This is a genomic window from Planomonospora sp. ID67723 (assembly GCF_015711605.1).
GTDB lineage: Bacteria > Actinomycetota > Actinomycetes > Streptosporangiales > Streptosporangiaceae > Planomonospora_A.
In genome coordinates this window covers 83,803-100,832 of sequence record NZ_JABTEZ010000006.1, presented here as the reverse complement: position 1 = coordinate 100,832, position 17,030 = coordinate 83,803, and the positions used below count along the sequence as shown (strand labels likewise).

Below are 17,030 nucleotides of genomic sequence, written 5' to 3'. Positions count from 1 at the left end.
CCCGGGGGCTGCGGGATCTGCGGGGTCCGGAGGGACTCGGCGGTACGCGGGATCGTCAACTCACGCTCCTCAGCTCCGGCGCCGGGACGCGCCGCACGAAGTGGCCGGGTTCGGCCTCGACCAGGACGGACGGCTCCGGCGTGTCCGGGACGGGCTCCTGCGGGACGCCGTCCCAGCGGGCGGTGAGCCGCGGCACCGAGTCCAGCAGCCTGGCCGTGTAGGGATGCAGCGGGTTGCCGAAGACCAGCCCGGTCGGACCGGACTCGACCACCCGGCCGCGGTGCAGCACCACGGCCCGCTCGCTGACGTAGTTGCCCAGCGACAGGTCGTGGGTGACGAACAGCACGCCGAGGCCGCGGGACTTCAGGTCGGCGAGCAGGTTGAGCACGTCGATGCGGGTGGAGGCGTCGAGCATGCTGGTGATCTCGTCGGCCACCAGGAACCGCGGCCCGAGCAGGAGCGCCCGGGCGATCAGCAGGCGCTGCAGCTGGCCGCCGCTGAGCTGGTGCGGATACTTGCCCAGGACCAGGGCGGGGGCGAGCCGGACCGCCTCCAGCGACTCGGCGACCTTCTCCTCCCACTGCGCGCCCGCGGTCCCGGGGAAGTACTCCTCCCGGATCATCTGGAGGACCCGGTCGACCTTGAAGATCGGGTTGTAGCAGCTGAAGGGGTCCTGGAAGACGCCCTGGACCTGCCGGTAGTAGTCCTTGCCCGGCCGTACGGGAGCCCCGTCGAGCGTGATCGATCCGCCGGAGACGGGGGTCAGTCCGAGAATCATCCTGCCGACGGTGGTCTTGCCGCTCCCGCTCTCCCCGATGAGCGAGACCACCTCGCCGGGGACCAGGTCGAGGCTCACGCCGTCGACGGCGGTCAGGGTCCGCCCGCCGAACGCCCCCACCCGGTAGGTCTTCGTCACCGCGTCGAGTCTGAGCATCATGACCTCCAGCAGGAGACGTGGTGGCCGGGGGCGACCTCGACGGCGGGGGGTTCTTCGGCGCACCGGTCGAACGCCAGGGGGCAGCGGTCCCGGAAGCGGCACCCGGCGGGCGGGTCGAGGAGCGCGGGCGGGCTGCCGGGGATGCCGGAGAGCCTCCGGTCGGAGTAGCGGACTCCGACCTCCGGCAGCGAGGAGATCAGCAGCCGCGTGTAGGGGTGCCGCGGCCGGGTGACGATCGTGTCCGCGGGAGCCTTCTCGGCGAGCTTCCCGGCGTACATGACCATGATCGTGTCGGCGATCTGGTAGGTGAGCGAGATGTCGTGGGTGATGAAGACCATGCTCCTGACGAACCCCCGTTCCCGGAACTCCGTGAGCGTCCTGGCCACCGCCTTCTGGGTGGAGACGTCCAGCGCGGAGGTGATCTCGTCGGCGATCAGCAGCGAGGGGTCGAGCAGGGTGGAGATCACCATGACCATGCGCTGCTTCATGCCGCCGGACAGCTCGATCGGGTAGCGCTCCAGCACCGTGTGAGGGAGCTCCACCAGGTCCAGGCGGCGGCGCAGCTCCGCGCCGTCCGGCTCGGCCCCGCGGGCCCGCAGCAGTTCGTCCACCATCCGGCCGATCTTCCTGGTGGGGTTCATGGCGCTCATCGCGTACTGCGGGATGATCGACACCTCGCGGAACCTGAAGCGGTCCATCGCCCGGTCGTCGCCGATCGGCAGCTCCGCTCCGTCGAGCTCGGCCGTGCCCCCGGCGTGCCTCATCCGGCCGTCCATCCGGATGAGGCTCTTGCCGAGGGTGGTCTTGCCGCACCCCGACTCCCCCGCCAGCCCCAGGATCTCCCCGTCGCCGACCTCGAAGGTGACGCCGTCGAGCGCCTTCACCTCGCCCTTCAGGGTCCTGTAGTGGACCCGCAGGTCGTTCACCCGCAGCGCCATGGCCCCTCCTCCGCCCGCGGCCCGTCCGGTCCGCCCATCACAACTCCCGCAGCCTGGGGTTGAACACCTCGTCCAGCCCGACGTTCATGACGTACAGCGCGCCGACGATCACGGTGATCCCGGCCCCCGGCGGGATGAACCACCACCACATGCCCAGGTGCAGAGCGCTCCACCGGGCCGCGTTGTTGAGCATCAGGCCGAGAGAGACCCCCTGGGTCGGCCCCAGGCCGATGAAGTCGAGCGAGGCGGCGATCAGGACCGACCCGCCGAACAGCAGGATGAACGTCATGAACAGGTAGGAGCTCATGTTCGGCGCGATCTCCCGGGTGATGATCTTCCAGGTGCGCACCCCGCTCAGCCGGGCCAGGTCGACGAAGTCCCGTGAGCGCAGCGAGAACGTCTGGGCGCGGATCGCCCTGGCCGCCCACGGCCAGGAGGTGAGCCCGATGAACAGCGCCTGCACGCTCACGCTGCGGACGCCGAGGTAGGCGTTGACGACCAGCAGGACGGCCAGCGCGGGCAGGACGAGGACGATGTTGGTGAGCATGTTCAGCACCTCGTCGACCAGCCCGCCCCGGTAGCCGGCGGTGAAGCCGACGGCCATGCCGATGAGCGCGGCCAGCCCTCCGCCGAGCAGCCCGACCAGGAAGGTGACCCGCAGGCCGTACACGAACTGGGCGAAGACGTCCTGGCCGAACATCGTGGTGCCGAACCAGTATTCGCCCGAGGGTGCCTGCGCCGGGGTGCCGACGTAGGCGTTGGGGTCGCCCTCGGCGAGCGCGGGGCCGAGCAGGGCCAGGGCGAGCAGCGGCAGGAGCACGGCCAGCCCGACCAGGAGCTTGCCGTTGCGGACGGCGAAGTGCAGCGCCTCGCGGTTCACGCCGCCTCGCCTCCCATCCCGGTCCTGATCCGCGGGTCGACCAGGACGTAGACGACGTCGATGACGAAGTTGGCGATCAGCACGCCCACCACGATGAACAGGAAGGTGCCCTGCAGCAGGAAGAAGTCCTGGTTCTGGATGGCCTGGAGGATCAGGTGTCCCAGGCCGGGATAGGAGAAGACGATCTCGGTGACCAGGGCTCCGGCCACGAGCACGCCGAGCTGCAGGGCCAGCCCGGTGATCTGCGGCAGGACCGCGTTGCGGAAGGCGTAGCGGCGGATCAGCCGCCGCGGCGCGCCGAGCGCGGCCAGGTAGTTGGCGTAGTCGGCTTCGAGCTCATAGATGATCATGTTGCGCATGCCGATCGCCCACCCGCCGAAGGCCACCAGGAACAGCGAGAGGAACGGCAGGACCCAGTGGAGCGCCAGGCTGCCGAGGAACTCGGCCGACCATCCGGGCCGGAGCGCGAAGCCGTAGCCGCCCGCGACGGGGAAGATCCCCGCCACCACGCCCAGCCCCCACGCCATCAGGATGGCCAGCCACATGTACGGCGTCGCGGTGAGCACGTAGCCGACGGGCAACGCCGTGTTCTCCAGCCACCTGCGCCGGGCCGCGAACGCCCCGAACCGGTTCCCCGCCCACCAGCTCAGCAGGATGGCCGGGACGAGAAGGGCCAGCGTGTACGGCACCGCCCGGACGATCACGTCGGTCACCGGGGTGGGGAAGAGCCAGACGCTGATGCCCAGGTCGCCCCGGAAGAGCGCGGCCCAGAAGTTGGCGTACTGCTTCCAGAGCGGCAGGTCGAACCCGAACAGGCTCGTGTAGTGGGCGCGCATGGCCTCCACGGCGGCGGGCTGCGAGACGTTGGCCCTGGCGATCATGCTCTGCACGGGATCGCCGGGCATGAAGCGCGGGATCATCCAGTTGACGGTGACGGCCACCAGGAAGGTGAGCCCGTAGACCAGCAGTTTCCTGCCGAAGTAGCGTCGCAAGCGATCCTCCGGAATCGGCGCGGTGAGGGCTCCGTCCCCGCCGGCGAGTCCCGTCCGGGAGCGGAGGTGAGGATCGCGGAGGTCAGCCTCCGGCCGGCTTCAGCTCGGTGAGGGTCAGCACGCCGCCCAGCTCCAGCCAGTTGCGCCACATCGTCGGCGGGGACTTGGGCGTGCCCGGGGCCGAGGAGGGCCAGTTCGTCCAGACCGCGCTGCTGGTCTGGGCCCACAGGCCGTTGTACCAGAGCGGGATCACCGGCATGTCCTCCAAGTGGATCTTCTGCAGTTCCGAGGCGACCCGCTTCATCCCCTCGACGTCGCCGACCTTCTTGCCGTCGAGCTCCTGGACGAGCTCCCAGGCCCTCTTGTTCTCGTAACGGCCGAAGTTGACGGTGTTCTGCACCTTGTTGACCGGGAGCTGGAAGATGTAGTCGTAGTACATCCACGGGGTGTTGGACAGCTGGCGCTCGTTGTTGAGCAGCATGTCGAACTTGTTGTTCCCCCGCTGGTCGACCAGGGCGTTGAAGTCGGGGAACTCGGCGGTCAGGTCGATCCCTGCGGCCTTGGCCCCCTCGGCGATGACCCGGGCCGCCTCCATCCAGTCGGTCCACCCCGCCGGGACGATGATCTTCAGTGAGGCCTTGGAGCCGTCCTTGTTCTCCACCAGCCCGTCGCCGTCGGTGTCCTTGTATCCTGCGTCGGCCAGCAGCTTCCTGGCCTTGGCGGTGTCGAAGGAGAAGCCCTTCTCGCCCACCACGGCCCGGTCGACGTACTTGTCCCACTGGGGCAGCAGGCCGGTCGGGCTGGCGGCCTTGACCAGGTTGCCGTAGACGCCTTCGACGATCTTCTTGGTGTCGACGGAGTTGGCGACGGCCTTGCGGAAGGCGGGATCGTCCATCGGCTTCTTGGTGGTGTTGAGGACCAGCCAGGCCGTGTTGGCCGAGAGCATGTACGGCGGCTCGGGATAGTAGGTCTGCACGCCGAAGTCGCCGCCGGCCAGGTTGGCGATGCCGGGCAGGAAGTTGTTGCTGAGATCCAGCCCCTTCTGCAGCAGCAGGCCCATCGCCACCTCGTTGCTGGAGTTGACGATGTCGACGATGTACTTGGGCTTGACGTCCTTGCCCAGGGCCGCCGTGGCCCACCATCCGTCGCGCTTCACCCACGCCATGCGGTCCTGGTCGTGGCTGTGGTAGGCGTACGGCCCGGTGCCGACGGGCTTGTCGTTGGTCCCGTTCATCACCTCCTCCTCCGAGCGCCCCTCCCACAGGTGCTTGGGCACGATCGCGTTGTTGTAGACCCAGTTGGCCCACTGCTGGTGGTTGGCCTCGGAGAAGGTGAAGCGCACGGTCGCGGCGTCGACGGCCTCGGCCTTCTCCAGCCAGGTCCACAGGTTGGCGTAGGGGACCGTCTTCATCTTGCCGAGCTCGACGGTGAAGACCACGTCGGCGGCGGTGAAGGGCTTGCCGTCGGCCCAGGTGACGCCCTTGCGGAGTTTCAGCTCGTAGGTCTTCTCGCCGGTCCAGGCACCGCTGTCGGCCAGCCAGGGGGTGAACGTGTCGGTCTGCGGGTCGTACAGGAACAGCGTCTCGTAGACCAGCCCCTTGGTCCCGGTGGCCGAGTCCCAGGTCCGCAGCGGGTTCCAGTTGGCGGGCGGGCCCCACTGGGTGCCGCTGGTGTAGAGGGTCTCGTTGCGCGGGAACGCGCCGCCCCCGCCGCCCGGCTGGGGGGCCGCGCTCCCGGACGCCGCGGGCGCCGTGCTGGGAGCCGAGGGCCCGCTGGAGCCGTCCGTGCAGCCGGCCGCGGCCAGGCAGCCCACCACGCCGAGGACCAGGAACCGCCGTCGAGTCCGCATCGTGCTCTCCTCTCAGCATGGGAGCGCTCCCACCGATACACGCGACCGCATGCGATCCTGAACCGGGTAAGTACCGCGACCGTAAGTTCCCTGTGGATGCGTGTCAATAGGGAACTGGACCGGTTCAGTTACACTCGGGCCGACACGAGGAGGGGCATGAGAAGACCGACGATCGCCGATGTCGCCCGGCAGGCGGGGGTCTCCAAGGGGGCGGTCTCCTACGCCCTCAACGGCCGGCCCGGCGTGTCGGAGAGCACCAGGGCGAGGATTCTGGCGGTCGCCGAGGAGATCGGCTGGCGTCCCAGCAGCGCCGCCCGCGCCCTGAACGGCGCGCGGGCCCACAGCGTCGGGCTGGCCCTGTGCCGCCCGGCCCGCGTGCTGGGCATGGAGCCGTTCTTCATGGAGCTGATCAGCGGCATCGAGGGCGAGCTGGCGGCACGCTCCTACGCGCTCATGCTGCAGGTGGTGGCCGACCACGGGCAGGAGGTGGCCGTCTACCGCCGCTGGTGGGGCGAGGGCCGCGTCGACGGTGCGATCCTGGTCGACCTGCACCTGGACGACCCCCGCGTGCCGGAGCTGGAGGCGCTCGGCCTGCCCGCGGTGGTGGTCGGCCACCCCTCCCACGCCGGTTCCCTGGTGCCGGTGTGGTCCGATGACGGCGCCGCCGTACGGGAGACGGTCGCATATCTCCTCACCCTGGGACACCGCAGGATCGCCCGTGTCGCCGGCCTGCCCGAGCTGGTGCACACCGCCCTGCGCGACCGGGCGTTCACCGAAGCCTGCGAGGGCCTCGCCGAGCACGTCACGGTGCACACCGACTACACCGGCGAGGAGGGCGCCCGCGCCACCCGGCGGCTGCTCAGCTCCCCCGCCCGGCCCACCGCGATCGTCTACGACAACGACATCATGGCTCTGGCGGGCCTGTCGGCCGCGCAGGAGCTGCGCCTGGACGTACCCGGCGACCTGTCGATCGTCGCCTGGGACGACTCCCCCCTGTCGCAGGTGGTGCGGCCGCCGCTCACCGCGCTCAGCCGCGACATCCCGGCGTACGGCGCGCACGCCGCCCGCCGCCTGCTGGCGCTCGTCGCCGGAGAGGAGCCGGGCCCCTTCGAGGACGCCGCGGCCCGGCTCACGCCCCGGGGCAGCACCGCTCCCCCGCCCGGTCTCCCGTGAGATCCGCCGCCGGCCCCGGCGCCCGCCTCCGGCGATCGCGGCAGGCCCGCCGCACCTGGCCGTGAACGGCCGGAAGGGCCGGTACGGCGGGTGCCGTACCGGCCCTTCCGGGTCCGGTCAGATGGTCAGCGGCCGTAGCGGGCACCGCCGGAGTGGTCGCCGTGCGGGCGTCCGCCACGGAAGCCGCGGTTGTCGCCCCGGCCCTCGGAGCGGCCCTCGGCGCGGAACGGCTCACCGCTGCGGTAGCCGCCGCTGGGACGCTCGGAACGGTAGCCACCGCCACCGCCCTGGTAGCCGCCGGAACGCTCGCCCGCCGGGCGCTCGGAACGGTAGCCGCCGGAGCGGCCCTCGGCGCGGAACGGCTCACCGCTGCGGTAGCCGCCGCTGGGGCGCTCGCCACCGCGGTAGCCGCCGCTGGGACGCTCGGAACGGTAGCCGCCGGAACGCTCGCCCGCCGGGCGCTCGGAACGGTACTGGCCGCGCAGCTCGTTCACGTTGCCACCGCCGTTGCCGCGGTAACCGCCCTGGCGCTCACCGCCGCGGCCGTCGTCGCCCCGGTAGCCGCCGCGGTCCTCGCCGGCGGAACGCTCGCGGGGCTGGTATCCCTCACCGCCGCCGTGACCGGGACGGTCGCGGAACCGGCGCGGGCCGCGACCGCCGCCGCCGCCGAAGCCCTCACGGCGCTGGCGCTGCTTCGCGGCGGGGGCCGAGGGCTCCCAGACCGGGATCGACTCGCCGCTGGGCGTGCGCGCCCCGGCGACCTCCTCCAGGCGCGGGTGGCCCGGGGTGGCCTTGAGGCGGAACGGCTTGATGCCCGCGCGGCGGGTCATCGCGTCGGTGGAGCGGCGCTCGTTGGGGAGCACCAGCGTCATGACGGTGCCCTTCTCCCCGGCGCGGGCCGTACGGCCACCGCGGTGCAGGTAGCTCTTGTGGTCCTGCGGCGGGTCGACGTGCAGCACCAGGCTGATGTTGTCGACGTGGATGCCGCGGGCCGCGACGTCGGTGCAGACCAGGACGTTGATCGCACCTTCCTTGAACTCGGCCAGGATGCGGGTGCGCTGGTTCTGGCGCTTGCCGCCGTGCAGGCCGCCGGCCTTGACGCCGACCTGGGCGAGCTGCTTGCACAGGCGGTCCACGCCGTGCTGGGTGCGGACGAAGATGATCGTCCGGCCCTCGCGGTTGGCGATCTCGGCGGTCACCGGGAACTTGTCGTCGCGGTGCACCTCGAGGACGTGGTGCTCCATGGTGTCCACCGAGGAGGCCGCCGGGGCCATCGAGTGGGTCACCGGGTCGGTCAGGAATCGCCGGACGAGCTTGTCGACGTCGCCGTCGAGGGTGGCGGAGAACAGCAGGCGCTGGCTGTCGGCCGGGGTCTGCTGCAGGATCGCGCTGACCACCGGGAAGAAGCCGAGGTCGCACATGTGGTCGGCCTCGTCCAGGATGCTCACCTGGACCTCGTCCAGCGCGCACTCGCCCTGCTGGATCAGGTCGGTCAGGCGGCCGGGCGTCGCCACGACGACCTCTACCCCGCGGCGCAGGGCCTCGATCTGGCGGCCCATGGACATGCCGCCGACGACGGTCTTCATCCGCAGGGACAGGCCGCGGCCGAGGGGCTCGAGCGCGTCGGTGACCTGCATGGCCAGCTCGCGGGTCGGCACCAGGACGACGGCGAGCGGGTGGCCCGGGCGGGCCTTGCGCCCGGAGATACGGGCCATCATGGGAAGACCGAAGGCCAGCGTCTTGCCGGATCCGGTCTGGCCGCGGCCGAGCACGTCGATGCCCGACAGGATGTCGGGGATGGTGGCGCGCTGGATCGGGAAGGGGCTCTCGATGCCCTGGCGGGAAAGCCCGGTCACGAGGGGCTTGGGCAGGCCGAGCAGGGTGAACTCGGACACGCCGGCGGGAGCCTCGGTGAGCTCGGTGTTTTCGGGCAGGGCAGCGTCAAGCATGGTCACGAAGGTTCGTGCCTTTCGATAGAAGAACGGGGCACGTCACTTCTGCGAAAGGACGAGCCTAGAGCGCGCGGCAATGAGCCGCGCTCGATCGACGCCCACATGAGGGGCGGTAGTGCGGTGCAAGTCGAGGCGCACCGCACGGGGCGGGTCTAGCTTACCCGCACGCAGTCAAACCACGATCAAGCATTCCCGGCGTTCGCAGTGCCAGGTCGGTCGGGGCGTCCGCCGTCAGGCGGACGCTTGTCCGTCGGTGGAGTCAACACTCCGAGCCGGGTTTTTCTTCCCGGCATCGGGCACATCCTCTCACACAATCCGGTACGGTTCACAACTCACGAGGTGCGAACCGTACCTCGAAGGGCCGGATCAGACGTTGAAACCGAGCATCCGGAGCTGGTCACGGCCCTCATCGGTGATCTTGTCCGGGCCCCACGGCGGGAGCCAGACCCAGTTGATCTTCACGTCGGAGACCATGCCGTCCAGCGCGGAGTGCGCCTGCTCCTCGATCACGTCGGTCAGCGGGCAGGCCGCGCTGGTCAGCGTCATGTCGATGGTGGCGATCGGCGGGGCGCCGGCCTCGGCGGGGTCGAGGTTGACCCCGTAGATCAGGCCGAGGTCGACGACGTTGATGCCGAGCTCGGGGTCCACGACGTCCTTGAGGGCCTCCATGACCTCGTCAAGGGTGGTCTCGCCGTCGTACGCCGAGGTCGGCGTCTCCACGGGCTTGCTCATGATGCACTCCTCACAACCGCGTCCTTGTAGGCCATCCACGCCAGCAGCGCGCACTTGACCCGCGCCGGGAACTTGGCGACCCCGGCGAACGCCACGGCGTCGCCGAGCACGTCCTCGTCCGGCTCAACCTGGCCCCTGCCCTGCATGAGCCGGGTGAACTCCTCCACCACCGCGAGCGTCTCCGGCACGGTCGAGCCGGTCGTCAGCTCGTGCAGGACCGAGGCGGCGGCCTGGCTGATCGAGCAGCCCTGGCCGTCGTAGGAGACATCCTCGACCTTGCCGCCGTCGCCCACCTTGACCCGCATGGTGATCTCGTCCCCGCAGGTCGGGTTGACGTGGTGGACCTCGGCGTCGAAGGGGTCACGCAGACCGCGCCCCTGAGGATGCTTGTAATGCTCCAGGATCAGCTCCTGGTACATGGACTCGGCGATCATAGGCTTGGGCTCACTCGTCCGTTCGGCTGCTCCGGCATCGCTACGCGAACACCTTCCGCACGTGGTGGAGGCCGCGGACCAGGGCGTCGATCTCGGCCGGGGTGTTGTAGAGGTAGAAGGAGGCCCGCGTGGTGGCGGGGATCCCGAACCTCAGGTGGAGCGGACGGGCGCAGTGGTGTCCCACGCGCACGGCCACGCCGAACTCGTCGTCCAGGATCTGGCCGACGTCGTGCGGGTGGATCCCCTCCAGCGTGAACGAGACCGTTCCTCCGCGGTCTTCCAGGCCGGTCGGGCCCACGACCTTCAGACCTGGCACCTCGCCCAGTTCCTGGAGCGCGTAGCGGACCAGCTCGCGCTCGTGGGCGGCGATGGCCTCCATCCCGACCGACGCCAGGTAGTCCACCGCGGCGCCGAGGCCGATGGCCTCGACGATCGGCGGGGTGCCCGCCTCGAACTTGTGCGGCGCGGGCGCGTAGGTCGAGCGGTCCATCCAGACCGCCTCGATCATCTCCCCGCCGCCCAGGAACGGCGGCATCGCCTCCAGCAGCTCCGCCCGGGCCCACAGCACGCCGATGCCGGAGGGACCGGCCGCCTTGTGCCCGGTGAAGGCCAGGAAGTCCACGCCCAGCGCGGCCACGTCCACCGGCTTGTGCGGGACCGACTGGGAGGCGTCCAGCATCATCAGCGCGCCCACCTGGCGGGCCCGGGCGAGCACCCGGGCGACAGGGTTGACCGTGCCGAGCACGTTCGACTGGTGCGCGATCGACACGATCTTCGTGCGCTCGGTGACCAGCTCGTCGAGGTTCGACAGGTCGAGGCGGCCCTCGTCGGTGACGGAGAACCACCGCAGCGTCGCGCCGGTGCGCCGCGCGAGCAGCTGCCACGGCACGATGTTGGAGTGGTGCTCCATCTCGGAGATGACGATCTCGTCGCCGGGCCCCATCATGAACCGGGGGTCCTCGTTGATGGGGTTGCCGAAGGCGTAGGCCACCAGGTTGAGCGCCTCGGAGGCGTTCTTGGTGAAGACGATCTCGTCACGGCTCGGCGCGCCGACGAAGGAGGCGACCTTGTCCCGGGCCGCCTCGTAGGCCTCGGTGGACTCCGCGCCCAGCACGTGCATGGCCCGGCCGACGTTGCCGTAGTGCATCGACAGGTGCTCGCGCATGACCTCGATCACCTGGGCCGGCTTCTGCGAGGAGTTGCCCGAGTCGAGGTAGACCAGGGGTCTGCCGCCGGGCAGCTCGCGGGAGAGGACCGGAAAGTCCTTCCTGATCCTCTCCACGTCGAACTCTGTGCTCATCGGTCGCTCACCGCTCCTCATTCGCTTCGCGGACGGCCTCGTCCCTCAGCCGGCCACTCCGCTCACCGCGTCGGCCTCGCTCCGCGCTCATCGGTCGCTCACCGCTCCTCATTCGCTCCCAGGCTTACGCGGAGGCCTTGGTGTAGGCCTCGTAGCCCTCGGCCTCGAGCTTGTCGGCGAGCTCGGGGCCACCCTCCTCGACGACCCGGCCGGCCGCGAAGACGTGGACGAAGTCCGGCTTCACGTACCGCAGGATGCGGGTGTAGTGGGTGATGAGGAGCACACCGGTCTCGCCGGAGGAACGGAAGCGGTTGATGCCCTCGGAGACCACGCGCAGCGCGTCGACGTCCAGGCCGGAGTCGGTCTCGTCGAGGACGGCGATCTTCGGCTTGAGCAGTTCCAGCTGGAGGATCTCGTGGCGCTTCTTCTCGCCTCCGGAGAAGCCCTCGTTCAGGTTGCGCTGGGCGAAGGCCGCGTCGATGGACAGGGCGTCCATGCCGGCCTTCAGGTCCTTGGCGAACTCGCGGAGCTTGGGAGCCTCACCGCGCACGGAGGTGACCGCCGAGCGCAGGAAGTTGGAGACGCTGACGCCGGGGACCTCGACCGGGTACTGCATGGCGAGGAACAGGCCGGCGCGGGCGCGCTCGTCCACGCTCAGCTCCAGCAGGTCGACGCCGTCCAGCAGGACCTGTCCGCCGGTGACGGTGTACTTCGGGTGGCCGGCGATCGCGTAGGCGAGCGTGGACTTGCCCGAGCCGTTGGGGCCCATGATGGCGTGGGTCTCGCCGGCCTTCACGGTCAGGTTGACGCCGCGCAGGATCTGCTTGTCCTCGACGGCGACCTGGAGGTCGCGGATCTCAAGAGTGGACACTTATGACTCCTTCGAGAGCGAGACGAGCACGTCGTCGCCGTCGATCTTGACTCGGTAAACGGGAACAGGCTTGTTGGCGGGCGGGCCGGTGGGCTTGCCCGAGCGCAGGTCGAAACACGAGCCGTGCAGCCAGCACTCCAGGCTGCCGTCGTAGACCTCTCCCTCGCTGAGCTTGACCTCGGCGTGGGAGCACACGTCGTGCAGGGCGTAGACCTCCTCGCCCTGGCGGACCAGGGCGACCGGGGTCGTGCCGACCTCCACGCCGATCACGCCCCCGTCGGGGATGTCGGCGACCTTGCAGGCTTTCTCGAACGTCACTTCTCGAGCTCCGCCTCAACCTTGGCGAGCACCCGCTCACGAAGCTCGGGAAGCTCGATCTTCTCCAGCAACTGTGCGAAGAAGCCCCGGATGACCAGGCGGCGGGCCTCGTCGAACGGGATGCCGCGGGCCTGGAGGTAGAAGATGTGCTCGTCGTCCAGGCGGCCGGTGGCGCTGGCGTGGCCCGCGCCGGCGACCTCGCCGGTGAGGATCTCCAGGTTCGGCACCGAGTCGGCGCGGGCGCCGTCGGTGAGCAGGAGGTTCCGGTTGAGCTCGTAGGTGTCGGTGCCCTCGGCCTCCACCCGGATGATCACGTCGCCGATCCAGACCGCGTGGGCGTCGTCGCCCTGCAGCGCGCCCTTGTAGACCACGTTGCTCTTGCAGTTGGGCTGGGAGTGGTCCACCAGCAGGCGGTGCTCCAGGTGCTGGCCGGCGTCCACGAAGTACAGGCCGGTCAGGTCGGCGTCGCCGCCCGGGGCGGAGTAGGAGACCGACGGCGAGAGCCGGACCACGTCGCCGCCGAGGGTGACCACGAAGCCGCGGAAGGTGGCGTCCTTGCCGAGCCGGGCGTGGTGCTGGGAGACGTGCACCGCGTCGTCGGCCCAGTCCTGCAGGCTGACGACCTTGAGGGTGGCTCCGTCGCCCACGACGAACTCGACGTTGTCGGCGTAGACCGCGCTGCCCCGGTGGTCCAGGACGACGACGGCCTCGGCCATCGGCTCCAGCCTGACCACGGTGTGGCCGTAGGCCGTGCCGCCGCCGCCGGTGAAGGTGATCACCGTCGGCTTGGAGGCGACCGCCTCGCGCGGGACCGTGATGACGGTGGCCTTCTCGAAGGAGGCGTAGGCCTGGGCGCTGACCCGGTCGGAGGGCACGTAGGCCTTGCCGATCCGCTCGTCGTCGCGGCCCACGGTCTCCACGACGGCCTCGGGGGCGGCGTCCACCGAGACGGCCACGGCGCCGGAGGCGGCGGCGGTGCCGTCGTGCAGGCCCTTGAGCCGCGACAGCGGCGTGAAGCGCCACTCCTCCTCCCGGCCGGTCGGCACCGCGAAGTCGTCCAGCTCGTAGGAGGACTTGCGCTGGAGGGTCGACGAGGGGGTTGTTGCGAGACCCATCAGCCGACGGCCCCTTCCATCTGCAGTTCGATCAGGCGGTTCAGCTCCAGGGCGTACTCCATCGGGAGCTCGCGGGCGATCGGCTCGACGAAGCCGCGCACGATCATCGCCATCGCCTCGTCCTCGTCCAGACCGCGGCTCATCAGGTAGAAGAGCTGGTCGTCGGAGACCTTGGAGACGGTGGCCTCGTGCCCCATCGAGACGTCGTCCTCGCGGACGTCGACGTAGGGGTAGGTGTCGGAGCGGCTGATCTGGTCGACCAGGAGCGCGTCGCACTTGACCGTGCTGGCGCTGCCGTGGGCGCCCTCCTCGATCTGGACCAGACCGCGGTAGGAGGTACGGCCGCCGCCACGGGCGACGGACTTGGAGATGACGGTGGAGCTGGTGTTCGGCGCGAGGTGCACCATCTTGGCCCCGGCGTCCTGGTGCTGGCCCTCGCCGGCGAAGGCGACGCTCAGCGTCTCGCCCTTGGCGTGCTCGCCCATCAGGTAGACGGCCGGGTACTTCATCGTGACCTTGGAGCCGATGTTGCCGTCGATCCACTCCATGGTCGCGCCCTCGTAGGCCACGGCGCGCTTGGTGACCAGGTTGTAGACGTTGTTCGACCAGTTCTGGATGGTCGTGTAGCGGCAGCGGGCGCCCTTCTTCACGATGATCTCCACGACGGCGCTGTGCAGCGAGTCGGAGGAGTAGATCGGCGCGGTGCAGCCTTCGACGTAGTGGACGTAGGAGTTCTCGTCCACGATGATCAGGGTCCGCTCGAACTGGCCCATGTTCTCGGTGTTGATCCGGAAGTAGGCCTGGAGCGGGATCTCCACGTTGACGTTCGGCGGCACGTAGATGAACGAGCCACCGGACCAGGTCGCGGTGTTGAGCGCGGCGAACTTGTTGTCGCCGACCGGGATGACCGAGCCGAAGTACTCCTTGAAGAGCTCCTCGTGCTCGCGCAGGCCGGTGTCGGTGTCGACGAAGATGACACCCTTCTCCTCAAGGTCCTCACGGATCTTGTGGTAGACGACCTCGGATTCGTACTGGGCGGCGACGCCGGCGATCAGGCGCTGCTTCTCCGCCTCGGGGATGCCGAGCTTGTCGTAGGTGTTCTTGATGTCCTCGGGCAGCTCGTCCCAGGAAGCGGCCTGCTTCTCGGTGGAGCGCACGAAGTACTTGATGTTGTCGAAGTCGATGCCGGAGAGGTCGGATCCCCAGCTCGGCATGGGCTTCTTGCCGAAGAGTCGCAGGCCCTTCAGACGCAGGTCCAGCATCCACTCCGGCTCGTTCTTGAGCGCGGAGATGTTACGGACGACCTCCTCGGACAGGCCGCGGCGGGCTGCGGCGCCGGCCACATCAGAGTCGGCCCAGCCGAACTTGTAATTCCCGAGGCCTTCCAGCTCCGGGCGGTCGGTGACAGTCACCTTCCGGTCTCCTTGCTCGATTCGTCGATCGTTCTAGGACGGGGTGGGCTCACGTGGGTGGTGCACACCCCGTCGCCGTGGGCGATGGTCGCGAGCCGCTGCACTGGCGTGCCGAGAATTTGCGCGAACGCCTCCGTCTCGGCCTCGCACAGCTGCGGGAACTCCGCGGCCACGTGCGCCACCGGGCAGTGGTGCTGGCACAACTGCTCGCCTCCGAGACTGGCCTTGCTCGCCGAAGCGGCGTAGCCGTCGGCCGAGAGCGCCTCGGCCAGGACGCGCACCCGCTCCTCAGCGGGGACGTCGTCCATCTCGGGTCGCAGGCGGCCGACCAGGCCGGACACCTGCGACCGGGCGAACTCGGCCACGGCTTCCTCGCCCGCGCGCTCGGCCAGGAAGCGCAGGGCGCTCCCGGCCAGACCGTCGTAGGCGTGTTCGAAGGCGCTCCGCCCGGCATCGGTGATGGCGAACAGTTTCGCCGGTCGCCCCCGTCCACGCTGGCCGCGCGGGCGCGCCGTACGGGGCTCGATCATCCCGTCGGCGAGCAGCGCGTCCAGATGGCGGCGGACGGCGGCGGGGGTGAGCCCGAGCCGTTCGCCGAGGGCGGCGGCGGTGATGGGTCCGTGTTCCAGGATCAGCCGGGCGACACGCGCTCGCGTGCCGCTCTCGGCGGACACTCCGGAGGACCGCGCGACGGCGGTCTCCTCGGTGCCCGGAATCCCTTCCACGTATTTCACAACATCAGTGTGGCGTAATTCCTTCCCCGCTGCCAAACCGGTGGAGGTTTCCAGGAAATGCAATTCATCACCCAGGTAAGCCTTACCTAAGCTGCGGAAACGGCCCCCGTCGGCCTGCGCAGCCCGGCGAAGGCGGCGAAGGCCGCCACCGCGAACCCGGCCAGCACGGTGGCCATCGGCAGTGCCGACCCGTCGCCCAGTCCCACCAGTGGGGCGGCGAGCGCGCCGAGCGCGAACTGCAGGACGCCCAGCAGCGCCGAGGCGCTCCCGGCGACCTGCGGGGGCTGGCCGGCCAGCGCGAGCGCGCCGGCACCCGGCAGCACGAGGCCCGCGCCGCACATCATCACGAACAACGAGGCGACCAGCGCCGCAAGCGGGAGGTCGAGGAGGGCGGTGACGGTCACCGCGCCCGCCCCGGCCACGTAGGCGAACAGGCCGATCACGATCAGCCGCGCGGGCGCCACCCGGCGCCCGGCGAGCCGGCCGCCGATCTGGGCGGTGACCGTCAGGCCGATCGCGTTGAGCGCGAACACCAGCGAGAAGGTGCGCGGCGAGGCGCCGTACACCTCCTGCAGGACGAACGGCGAGCCGGAGATGTAGGCGAACATGCCGCCGAACCCCAGCCCGCCGGCGAGCGCGCTGGACATGAAGGGCCGGCTGCGCAGCAGCTTCCCGAAGGTGGCCAGGGTCTTCCTCAGGCCGCCGGCCTCGCGCCTGTGCGCGGGGAGCGTCTCCCGCACCCCGGACAGCGCGGCGGTCAGCAGCACCAGCCCGCCGGCGCTCAGCGCCACGAAGATCCCGCGCCAGGAGGTGTGGGAGAGCAGCTCCGCGCCGAGGATCGGGGCCAGGATCGGCGCGAGCCCGCTGACGAGCATGAGGGTGGCGAAGATGCGCGCGATGGCGGCGCCCTCGTAGAGGTCGCGGACGACCGCGCGGACGATCACCAGCGCGGCGCCGCCCGCGATCCCCTGGAGCAGGCGGAACCCGATCAGCCCGTAGACGGTCGGGGAGAACGCGCACAGCAGGGAGGCCGCGGCGTAGGCGGTGATGCCGGCCACCAGCGGGACGCGGCGCCCCCGCACGTCGCTGAGCGGGCCCGCGATGACCTGCCCCGCGGAGACGCCGACGAGGCAGGCGGTCAGCGTGAGCTGCACCTGGGCCTGACCGGCGCCCAGTTCCCCGGCGATGGCGGGGAAGGCCGGCAGGTACATGTCGATGGAGAGCGGGCCGATCGCCGAGAGCGCGCCCAGGACGAGCAGGAGCAGCGTCCGGCGGCGCCCGCCCGATGAAATGCCGGACTCCTCCGGCGCGGCGTCGGCCGCGGTCATTCCCGATCCCCTATTCCTCACAGGCCACGAGGACCCGTAAGGGCCAATGCTCCGTAACGGGGATA

16 protein-coding genes are annotated in these 17,030 nt (G+C 70.2%); 1 reads left to right on the top strand and 15 read right to left on the bottom strand.

Annotated elements, in window-relative coordinates; translation table 11 throughout:
• Positions 1-55 precede the first annotated feature (55 nt).
• From HS041_RS35045 to HS041_RS35025, 5 genes are all read right to left on the bottom strand, one after another.
• Positions 56-934 (bottom strand): ABC transporter ATP-binding protein, encoded by an 879-nt coding sequence (locus tag HS041_RS35045; RefSeq protein ID WP_196445473.1) that lies wholly within the window; start codon positions 932-934, stop codon positions 56-58.
• A complete protein-coding gene (locus HS041_RS35040; RefSeq protein WP_196445191.1) occupies positions 934-1,875 on the bottom strand; it encodes an ABC transporter ATP-binding protein in 942 nt (313 codons plus the stop codon). Before HS041_RS35040 ends, HS041_RS35045 begins: the two co-directional genes overlap by 1 nt.
• A gap of 37 nt (positions 1,876-1,912) precedes the next feature.
• Positions 1,913-2,755 carry an ABC transporter permease gene (locus HS041_RS35035; RefSeq protein WP_196445190.1) on the bottom strand — a complete coding sequence of 281 codons (843 nt, stop codon included), beginning with the start codon at positions 2,753-2,755 and terminating at the stop codon, positions 1,913-1,915.
• Positions 2,752-3,747, bottom strand: a complete 996-nt coding sequence (locus HS041_RS35030; protein WP_196445189.1) for an ABC transporter permease — start codon at positions 3,745-3,747, stop codon at positions 2,752-2,754. The genes HS041_RS35035 and HS041_RS35030 overlap by 4 nt, the downstream gene beginning before the upstream one ends.
• An 82-nt stretch (positions 3,748-3,829) precedes the next feature.
• Entirely contained in the window at positions 3,830-5,596 is a 1,767-nt protein-coding gene (locus HS041_RS35025) for an ABC transporter substrate-binding protein (RefSeq protein ID WP_196445188.1), read from the bottom strand.
• 156 nt (positions 5,597-5,752) lie between these two features.
• Between HS041_RS35025 and HS041_RS35020 the strand changes: the two genes are divergently transcribed.
• A complete protein-coding gene (locus tag HS041_RS35020; RefSeq protein WP_196445187.1) occupies positions 5,753-6,769 on the top strand; it encodes a LacI family DNA-binding transcriptional regulator in 1,017 nt (338 codons plus the stop codon).
• Between the two features lie 125 nt (positions 6,770-6,894).
• Here the strand turns inward: HS041_RS35020 and HS041_RS35015 are convergent, their stop codons facing one another.
• The 10 genes from HS041_RS35015 to HS041_RS34970 all read right to left on the bottom strand — a co-directional run bounded on the left by HS041_RS35015 (position 6,895) and on the right by HS041_RS34970 (position 16,965).
• Positions 6,895-8,718: a DEAD/DEAH box helicase gene (locus HS041_RS35015; protein ID WP_196445186.1), complete on the bottom strand. Its 1,824-nt coding sequence runs from the start codon at positions 8,716-8,718 to the stop codon at positions 6,895-6,897.
• 369 nt (positions 8,719-9,087) lie between these two features.
• A complete protein-coding gene (locus HS041_RS35010; protein ID WP_184941519.1) occupies positions 9,088-9,453 on the bottom strand; it encodes a metal-sulfur cluster assembly factor in 366 nt (121 codons plus the stop codon).
• Positions 9,450-9,887, bottom strand: a complete 438-nt coding sequence (sufU, locus tag HS041_RS35005) for a Fe-S cluster assembly sulfur transfer protein SufU (RefSeq protein WP_196445185.1) — start codon at positions 9,885-9,887, stop codon at positions 9,450-9,452. Before sufU ends, HS041_RS35010 begins: the two co-directional genes overlap by 4 nt.
• Positions 9,888-9,927: 40 nt before the next feature.
• Positions 9,928-11,187, bottom strand: coding sequence for a cysteine desulfurase (locus tag HS041_RS35000; RefSeq protein WP_196445184.1), 1,260 nt, complete (start codon positions 11,185-11,187; stop codon positions 9,928-9,930).
• A gap of 124 nt (positions 11,188-11,311) precedes the next feature.
• Complete coding sequence (gene sufC, locus HS041_RS34995) at positions 11,312-12,058, bottom strand: Fe-S cluster assembly ATPase SufC (RefSeq protein WP_196445183.1); 747 nt, start codon at positions 12,056-12,058, stop codon at positions 11,312-11,314.
• On the bottom strand, positions 12,059-12,376 hold the full coding sequence (locus tag HS041_RS34990) for a Rieske (2Fe-2S) protein (RefSeq protein WP_196445182.1): 318 nt from the start codon (positions 12,374-12,376) through the stop codon (positions 12,059-12,061).
• The gene (sufD, locus tag HS041_RS34985) at positions 12,373-13,491 is read right to left on the bottom strand and encodes a Fe-S cluster assembly protein SufD (protein WP_196445181.1); all 1,119 of its coding nucleotides are present in this window, start codon (positions 13,489-13,491) and stop codon (positions 12,373-12,375) included. The genes HS041_RS34990 and sufD overlap by 4 nt, the downstream gene beginning before the upstream one ends.
• Positions 13,491-14,903, bottom strand: a complete 1,413-nt coding sequence (sufB, locus tag HS041_RS34980) for a Fe-S cluster assembly protein SufB (protein ID WP_196445180.1) — start codon at positions 14,901-14,903, stop codon at positions 13,491-13,493. The genes sufD and sufB overlap by 1 nt, the downstream gene beginning before the upstream one ends.
• Positions 14,900-15,637, bottom strand: coding sequence for a helix-turn-helix transcriptional regulator (locus tag HS041_RS34975; RefSeq protein WP_374058922.1), 738 nt, complete (start codon positions 15,635-15,637; stop codon positions 14,900-14,902). The genes sufB and HS041_RS34975 overlap by 4 nt, the downstream gene beginning before the upstream one ends.
• An 86-nt stretch (positions 15,638-15,723) precedes the next feature.
• On the bottom strand, positions 15,724-16,965 hold the full coding sequence (locus HS041_RS34970; protein WP_196445179.1) for a multidrug effflux MFS transporter: 1,242 nt from the start codon (positions 16,963-16,965) through the stop codon (positions 15,724-15,726).
• Positions 16,966-17,030: the final 65 nt, after the last annotated feature.

Excerpts from the sequence above, each read along its gene's own strand:
- HS041_RS35000 (WP_196445184.1), bottom strand. The coding sequence starts at position 11,187 with ATGAGCACAGAGTTCGACGTGGAGAGGATCAGGAAGGACTTTCCGGTC.
- HS041_RS35010 (WP_184941519.1), bottom strand. The coding sequence starts at position 9,453 with ATGAGCAAGCCCGTGGAGACGCCGACCTCGGCGTACGACGGCGAGACC.
- HS041_RS35025 (WP_196445188.1), bottom strand. The coding sequence starts at position 5,596 with ATGCGGACTCGACGGCGGTTCCTGGTCCTCGGCGTGGTGGGCTGCCTG.
- HS041_RS35020 (WP_196445187.1), top strand. The coding sequence starts at position 5,753 with ATGAGAAGACCGACGATCGCCGATGTCGCCCGGCAGGCGGGGGTCTCC.
- sufU (WP_196445185.1), bottom strand. The coding sequence starts at position 9,887 with ATGATCGCCGAGTCCATGTACCAGGAGCTGATCCTGGAGCATTACAAG.
- HS041_RS35040 (WP_196445191.1), bottom strand. The coding sequence starts at position 1,875 with ATGGCGCTGCGGGTGAACGACCTGCGGGTCCACTACAGGACCCTGAAG.
- HS041_RS35045 (WP_196445473.1), bottom strand. The coding sequence starts at position 934 with ATGCTCAGACTCGACGCGGTGACGAAGACCTACCGGGTGGGGGCGTTC.
- HS041_RS35015 (WP_196445186.1), bottom strand. The coding sequence starts at position 8,718 with ATGCTTGACGCTGCCCTGCCCGAAAACACCGAGCTCACCGAGGCTCCC.
- sufD (WP_196445181.1), bottom strand. The coding sequence starts at position 13,491 with ATGGGTCTCGCAACAACCCCCTCGTCGACCCTCCAGCGCAAGTCCTCC.
- HS041_RS34970 (WP_196445179.1), bottom strand. The coding sequence starts at position 16,965 with ATGACCGCGGCCGACGCCGCGCCGGAGGAGTCCGGCATTTCATCGGGC.